This is a genomic window from Streptomyces sp. NPDC004065, from assembly GCF_044903565.1.
GTDB lineage: Bacteria > Actinomycetota > Actinomycetes > Streptomycetales > Streptomycetaceae > Streptomyces.
In genome coordinates, this window is sequence record NZ_JBJDQT010000049.1 from 25090 (window position 1) to 31701 (window position 6612).

Annotated in this window: 5 protein-coding genes and 3 pseudogenes; 5 read left to right on the forward strand and 3 right to left on the reverse strand. The window is 69.2% G+C overall.

From position 1 onward, the window contains the following. Window positions 1-21: 21 nt before the first annotated feature. The 3 genes from lanKC to ACI2LW_RS32665 form a co-directional block, all read right to left on the reverse strand. Entirely contained in the window at window positions 22-2646 is a 2625-nt protein-coding gene (lanKC, locus tag ACI2LW_RS32655) for a class III lanthionine synthetase LanKC (protein ID WP_404734887.1), read from the reverse strand. 170 nt (window positions 2647-2816) lie between these two features. Next, the gene (locus ACI2LW_RS32660) at window positions 2817-3230 is read right to left on the reverse strand and encodes a hypothetical protein (protein WP_404734888.1); all 414 of its coding nucleotides are present in this window, start codon (window positions 3228-3230) and stop codon (window positions 2817-2819) included. 78 nt (window positions 3231-3308) lie between these two features. Continuing rightward, on the reverse strand, window positions 3309-4004 hold the full coding sequence (locus ACI2LW_RS32665) for a DUF4190 domain-containing protein (protein ID WP_404734889.1): 696 nt from the start codon (window positions 4002-4004) through the stop codon (window positions 3309-3311). A gap of 441 nt (window positions 4005-4445) precedes the next feature. On the opposite strand from ACI2LW_RS32665, the pseudogene ACI2LW_RS32670 reads away from it, so the two are divergent. The 5 genes and pseudogenes from ACI2LW_RS32670 to ACI2LW_RS32690 form a co-directional block, all read left to right on the forward strand. Next, window positions 4446-4652: pseudogene (locus ACI2LW_RS32670) on the forward strand (IS5/IS1182 family transposase); the annotation flags it as partial. A 48-nt stretch (window positions 4653-4700) separates the two neighbouring features. Then, entirely contained in the window at window positions 4701-4895 is a 195-nt protein-coding gene (locus ACI2LW_RS32675) for a DUF2218 domain-containing protein (protein WP_404734890.1), read from the forward strand. 245 nt (window positions 4896-5140) lie between these two features. Continuing rightward, window positions 5141-5557 (forward strand): annotated as a pseudogene (locus ACI2LW_RS32680) (SDR family NAD(P)-dependent oxidoreductase); the annotation flags it as partial. Between the two features lie 101 nt (window positions 5558-5658). Continuing rightward, window positions 5659-5829 (forward strand): ester cyclase, encoded by a 171-nt coding sequence (locus ACI2LW_RS32685; RefSeq protein ID WP_404734892.1) that lies wholly within the window; start codon window positions 5659-5661, stop codon window positions 5827-5829. 106 nt (window positions 5830-5935) lie between these two features. Continuing rightward, window positions 5936-6391 (forward strand): annotated as a pseudogene (locus tag ACI2LW_RS32690) (alcohol dehydrogenase catalytic domain-containing protein); the annotation flags it as partial. Window positions 6392-6612: the final 221 nt, after the last annotated feature.

Here is a 6612-nt window from a genome sequence, read left to right on the forward strand (position 1 = left end):
GTCCGGCAACAGGTGCTGTGTTCACGGCCCCGGGCGGGACCGGCTCGTGGGCCGCGGCTGCCACCGCGGCGAGGGGAGGAACGGCAGACCGGCGGGCCGGTCACCGCATACGGACGCGAGGGCCAGCAGGCACCCGGCGGTCCCGGTGGAGATGTCCATCGACAGGCGCATCATCTGTTCGCCGGGGAAGGCGAGCCGGCCGCGGTAGGACATGGCATGCCAGGCCAGCGCGTCGATCTGGCGCCGGACGGCCTCCGGACCGGTGCCCGGCCCGCAGGCCGTCGTCCGGCCGAGGTACAGCACCATCCCGGCCACGCCGCGGTAAAGCCCCGGCTGGGCGTAGAACATGGCCTGCGCGGCGCGCACGATCTCGGTCCGAGCCTGCTCGAACCGCTCGTCGGTGCGGTGCGCCAGGTAGTCGTCGAGCACCATGCCGATGCCCACGCTGCCGGCTCCCAGGTACGGCATCGTGCGCCAGCCCTCGTCCACCTGGAGGGCGCCGCCCGCACCCCGGACGCAGCACGACAGGTCCTGACGCAGCGCGGTGCCGGCGAGGTCGAGCAGGCCGGTCTCACCTGTGCGTTCGTACAGCCGCAGGAACAACAGGGCGCTGCCCGCCGCGCCGTGCAGCAGACCGGCTCGGCGGCGACGGCTGCCGGACCGCCCCTCGGGCGCGTCGGCCGCGATGCTCCGGGCACTCAGCTCGGCGCACCGCAGAGCCGCGGTACGCAGAGCGGTGTCGCCGGTGGAGGCGGCCAACGCATCCAGCGCCAGGCCCACTCCGGCCGTGCCGCTGTGCAGATCCGCGCCGAGACCCTCCAGGGAATGGTCGAGAAGCATTCCGGTGAGATCGAGCGCCCGGTCCCGGTGGCCGAGGTGGTCCAGGGTCCACGCGACTCCCGCGATGCCGTCGTGAAAGCCCAGCGGCATGCCCGACGGCGGTTCCTTCGTCCGCTCGAGCAGCCACTGCTCCTCGTCCCCGTCGCGTTCGGCACCGCTCTGGGCGAGGGCGTACAGCACTCCGGCCGCTCCGTAACCGAACGACAGCCCGCCGCCCGCGGTGGAGAACTGGGCGACGTCGCCGGGAAAGAGACGGTCGTCGCGGGACGGAGTCGCCGACGCACGGATGGCCGCCGTCATCGAGTCCCGGCTGCGGGGCCAGTCCCCCGGCTCCACCGGGACGAAGCGCTCCCCTCCCCGCCGCGCCACCGGTGGCCGGCTGCCCGCGGCGTCGGTGATCTCCTCGACCGCCGCGTCGAGGAAGGCACGCGGAACCGGAAACTGCTCCGCCACCACGTCGGCGAGGTGCTCGGCCTTGCGCCGATCGAGCGCGAGAAGACTGGTCAGCGGCAGGAACAGAGCCAGCCGCAGACAGGCCAGCGCGTACCGGTCCACGGCCGTGCCCTGCCGGCCGTGGGGCGCCACGAACGCAGGGTGGGCGACCGTCTGCCGGCCCAGCTCGTCGACATGATGGGCTGCTTCGAAATCCAGCAGAGCCACCCGCCCGTCGTCGCGGAGCATGATGTTGAACAGATGCAGGTCGTTGAAGACGACACCGCGGGCGTGCACACCCGCCACGGCCTGCTCGACCTGGGCGTGGACGTCGAGCGCCCACGCGGTGTACTCGGCCAGGCGCTCCTGGCCGGGGTCGGCCTCGATGAGCGGGTGACGCCGGGCGAAGAAGGTGTTGAGCGGCTTGCCGTCGAGGTACTCCAGGGCAAGGAAGTGATGGTCTCCCACGGTGAAGCAGCCCCGCACCGCGGGCGTGCAGGACAGCCCTGAAAGCCGTTCCAGGGCCCGGCGTTCGCGGTGCAGGCGGGCCACCGCGTCGGCGCCGTCGGCCGCCAGCCCCGCGTGCGGGCGGGCCTCCTTGAGGACCACGAGCTCACCCGTGCGGACGTCACGCGCCCCATAGACTCCACCGCCGTTGGAGAAGTGGAGCGCCGACTCGACGGCGTACGGGATGCCGGCCAGCGTCACTGTCGCCCGCGCATCGACGTGGGGCCGCAGGAAGGCCGGCACACTCACCCAGTCGGGCACCTGGAACACCGGACCGCGAAGATCGGGAACAAGTACCCCCTCGGGATTCGCGACGGCCGGCCGCAACTCACCGTTCCCGTCATAGCAGTTGCGGCGGGTGAAGCTGCCGTAGCGCACATGCACCGGGCTGTCGCCGAGTCGGAGATCGCTCAGTATCCGCGGCCCGGGCTCACCGGCGAGCAGCGCGGCCAACTCCCCGGCGAGGCACTCGAACTGCTCCTCGTCCGCCGGATACACGGTGATGAACTTCCCGCTGCCCGCCCGGTCCGCGTACTTGGCATTGCGCTGGTGCAGCAGATAGCGACTCGGGACGAACTTGAACGCGACCCCGCGCTCCAGGCAGTACCCCCGCACCCGCTTCAGGACGGAGTCGGCGTTGTCCAGACACGCGGAGACATGGATCTTCCACCCCTGCGACGGCAGCACGACATCCAGCGGGCGCAGGGCGAGCCAGTCGCCGCTCTCCCCCCGCTGCCATCCGGCCGGCACAGGCAGCAAGGCCGCCGCATACCGGGAATCCGCCGCGCGGGTCCCCGGTACGGAGCGATGCGGCGCATCGTAGAAGTACGGGTCTGCGTCGCAGTACACGGCGTACCCCTTGTTCACGCCTGCTCCCTCCACCCGGACCGGTGCCGAAACAGACGCTGTCACGCACCCCCACACCCGGAACAGTCACCGCTGTCACCACTCCGACATGCGAAACGCACAGGTAACTTGACCCGCACAGAAACCTGGAGGCAGCAGGACGCCGCAGGTGAAGCCCGTTCACTGACCAGTCAGGAGCGCTCAGCGCGGCGCAACGCGGATGGGACCGACGAACGCGCCTGTGGCGAAGAGCAGGCCGCGCCCCGCATGGTCAGAGCATCTGGCGAGAAGTCGGGGACCCCCAGGGAGGAGCCGAGGAGGATGAGCCCGAGCGGGCCACCCTCGACGCCAGTCACGGTCCGATACCGCCTGGCACCCGACTGCCATTCGCCCGGCCCGGGAGCGGTCAAGGGCCGGAATCCGTCGATCACTACACCGAGGCGCTGGAGCAGGTGATCGAGGCTGAACGCGAGCACCGCGAGCCGCCCGCCGCACCCGAGCCGGAGGCCGAGCCGAGCCGGGTGCTGGACCTGATGGCCGCGCTGAACGCCTCGGTGCAGCAGGCCAAGCAGGCGCGCGGCGAGGGCCAGGAGGCCGAGGTCCACGAGATGCAGCGAGCCCCGGCTCTGCGGGGTGCGCGGCGGGTCCTGGGGGCGGTGGGCAGCGTCGTACGACGTCAGCGATCAGAAGTCAGTTCGGGACGCTTTGATGGTCTTGCACTCGAGCTTCTTGGCGTCCTTGATCTCGTCCGCGTTCACCAGCGCACCAGCGTCCTTGTCGGTGAACTTCTGGCCCGGGGCGAGGTTCTCGGCGGTTGACATGAAGTCGTTGACCTTCTTGCCGTCGACCAGGACCTCGCCCTCAACGAAGTACGAGTATCGGCGGTCGCCGTTGTTGGTGTAGGCGACGTGGATGGCCATCTCCTTGATGCCGAAGTCGCCGGTGACCACGTCGCACTTAGTGACTTTGAAGTCCTTCATGACCTCGGACTCCTTGGCGCCGCCGGTCTTGGACTTGCCGTCGCCGACGGTGGTGGAGTCGTACGACTTCTCCAGTTCCTCACTGGCCTTGTCGACGGCGGAGAAGAACAGGGCGTTCATGGCGAAGAACATAATGATCGCTACGGCCGACGTGACGAGGCCGGTGATGCCGGCGCCCTTGCCCTTGCGAACCTTGCCCGCCTTGGACAGGCCGATGGCGCCGAAGATGATGCCAAGGATCGCCAGCGGCCAGACGACAACGTTGAGGACAGGGATGAAGCTGACTACGACGGCGATGATGCCGAGGACGAGTGCGGTAGTGGCCAGGCCGTTGCTGCCGGGCTGCTGGGGCCCGCCGTAGCCGGGCTGCTGGGGCTGGGGCGGGTACTGCTGGCTCATGGTCCCCCCTGGGACTTGCGCTGTGAATTGCGAGTGTGTGACTTGTGGGGCTGCTGTGTGGTTGCCTCGATCTGGTGTTATTTATCTGATCGTGACGAACTGCCGGGGGCTGCGAGGCCGGGCCCCGCAGCCTGTCAGTGAGTGAGCTTGCGACGGGCGTCACAGAGGCCGTTTCCGGGGGCACTCGAAGGTCCCTGGAAGCGGCCTCACTGCCTCACTTGATCGCTGTTTGGGCTGGTCAGCGCCAGTGGGGTAATCCAGTGGGGCGGCGAGTGGAAAGTCACTGCCCACTGGCGGGTCACTGAGCCTCTGCGAGCTCCTCCGCGCGCCGATCGATGGCCCTCTCGACGCTCTCCCGGCGCACCACCTGGTAGCCGTCGTAAGGTACCCGGCTCCTCGCCGTACTCCGTCAGGAGGGCTCTCAGCCGGCCACTGAAGCCGCTGGTCCGCGGGATCCCGCCCGTCCGTTCCCGTCGCGGTCCGTGTCGCCGACGTCCTGCCAAGCTCCATGCCGACAAGGGGTATGACTACGACCACCTACGGCGATGGCTGCGCAAGAGGGGCATCCGCCACCGGATCGCTCGCAAAGGCATCGACTCCTCGACACGCCTGGGCCGTCATCGCTGGGTCGTCGAGAGAACCGTGTCGACGCGAGCATCAAGCAGTTCGGCTCCCGCCTCTTGGTCACCGATCCAGGTGCCGTACACCGCAGACGGCACGGTGCCCTGGTTCCCGGAGGAAACCGGCCGAGCCTTCGCTGACGCCGATGGCATGGCGTTGGAGGTCGGCGCCCCCGGTCTCGAAGGCCTTGAGTGTCTGAAGGGCGTGGTCTCCTCGCATCTGGAGAGGTTCGGCAGTCGTGATGGTCTCACCATGAGCTGCGACGAATAAGGGTGGTGATGCCGTCACCAGTGTGAGCCACGCCTTCTCGCACGGCGCGTCGCAGCCGACTGTTGATTCCGCAGGTTCGAGACCAGCAGCAAGGCACAACAGCCGTGGAGCCCAATCCGCGCTGGGCGCATGGCCGACGGGGCGGCTCGGCCCGCAGATATCGGGGCCCTCGTCGCCCACCTGGCCTCTCCCACCTCTGAATGGGTCGACGGCCGGGTCATCGGAACCAATGGAGGAATCGCCTGATGCCCACCACTGAGAAATCCGACAGCCTCGTCGTCATCGTCACCGGGGCCGGCAGCGGTATCGGTCGCGCCGTCGCGGTGGAGCTCGCTCGCGCAGGTCACATCGTGTACGCAGGGATGCGCGACCTGGACGGACGCAACAGCCGGCGGGCCGAGGACCTGCGCGAGCTCGCATCCGTCGAGAAGGTGCGCCTGATGCCGCTCGAACTGGATGTGCTGTCCGAACCCGGCTGCCGCAGCGCCGTCGACGTCGTCCTTGGCGAGAACGGGCGGATCGACGTCGTGGTCAACAACGCCGGCATGCTGATGGCCGGCGTCGCCGAGGGGTTCACCCCGGATCAGTTCCTGCGGATCCTCGACACCAACGCGGTGTCCTGGCTGCGAGTCAACCGCGCGGTGCTCCCGGTGATGCGCCGACAGGGCTCAGGGACGCTGGCCTATATCAGCAGCACTACCGCGCACATCGCATCGACGGCCGCGGCCCCGACGGCAACGGATTCGTCGGCGTACGCGGCGAGATGCGCGGCGTGCACAGCGGCGAGACCTTCGGCGTCCCGACGACCGGGCGGGAGTTCCAGGTCCGGATCCACGAGTTCCACGAACTGGTCGACGGACGCATCGTCCGCACCTGGCATTTGGAGGACTGGCTCGACTGGTTCCGGCAGGTCGACGCCTCGCCTACCCACTGAAGCAACGACACGAGAGAGCACATTCATGAAGGCATTGCAGTACACCGCATACGGCCACAGCCCGGTCCTCAACGATGTTCCCGAACCGGTCCCCGGGCCGGGCGAGGTCCTGGTCCGGGTCGTGGGGGCGGCCCTGAACCCGCTCGACGTCAAGATCGGCGCGGGCTACGTCCAGGAGTTCTTCCCGATCACCTTTCCCTCGACCGTGGGCACTGATCTCTCGGGCACGGTGGAGCGACTCGGATCCAAAGTGACGGGCTGGAGCGTCGGCGACGCGGTGATCACCCGCACCGACCCGACCGCCGGTGGAGCCGTCGCGGAATACGCTGTGGTCCCGGCGACGAGCCTGGTGGCAGCGCCGACCACGATTCCGCTCGAAGCCGCCGCAGGCCTGGCCACCGCCGCGGCGACCGCCTGGCAGGCAGTCACCGAGATCGCGGAGGTGAAGTCCGGCCAGAAGGTGCTCGTGCATGCAGGTGCCGGCGGCGTCGGCAGCTTCGCCATCCAGCTGGCCCGCCTGAGAATCCGCGCCCCGGGCCCCAACCTGATGGTGTGTCAGTAATTAATGACGAGACATCAACTCGGCACGCTAGAAGCCTTGTTGTCGAGTGTTTCGGAGTTCGCGGAGCGGGCTCCGGCGCCGGATCGCGGAGCGATTCGGCTTCCGGGCCGCGGAGTGGCCCTCCCCGGCGGCGGAGCCGCCGGGGAGGCGGGGCGCGGAGCGCCCCGCAGGGGGAAGCCGCGTAGCGGCTTCGCGTCGTGTCTGCGGAGCAGACCGCGCGC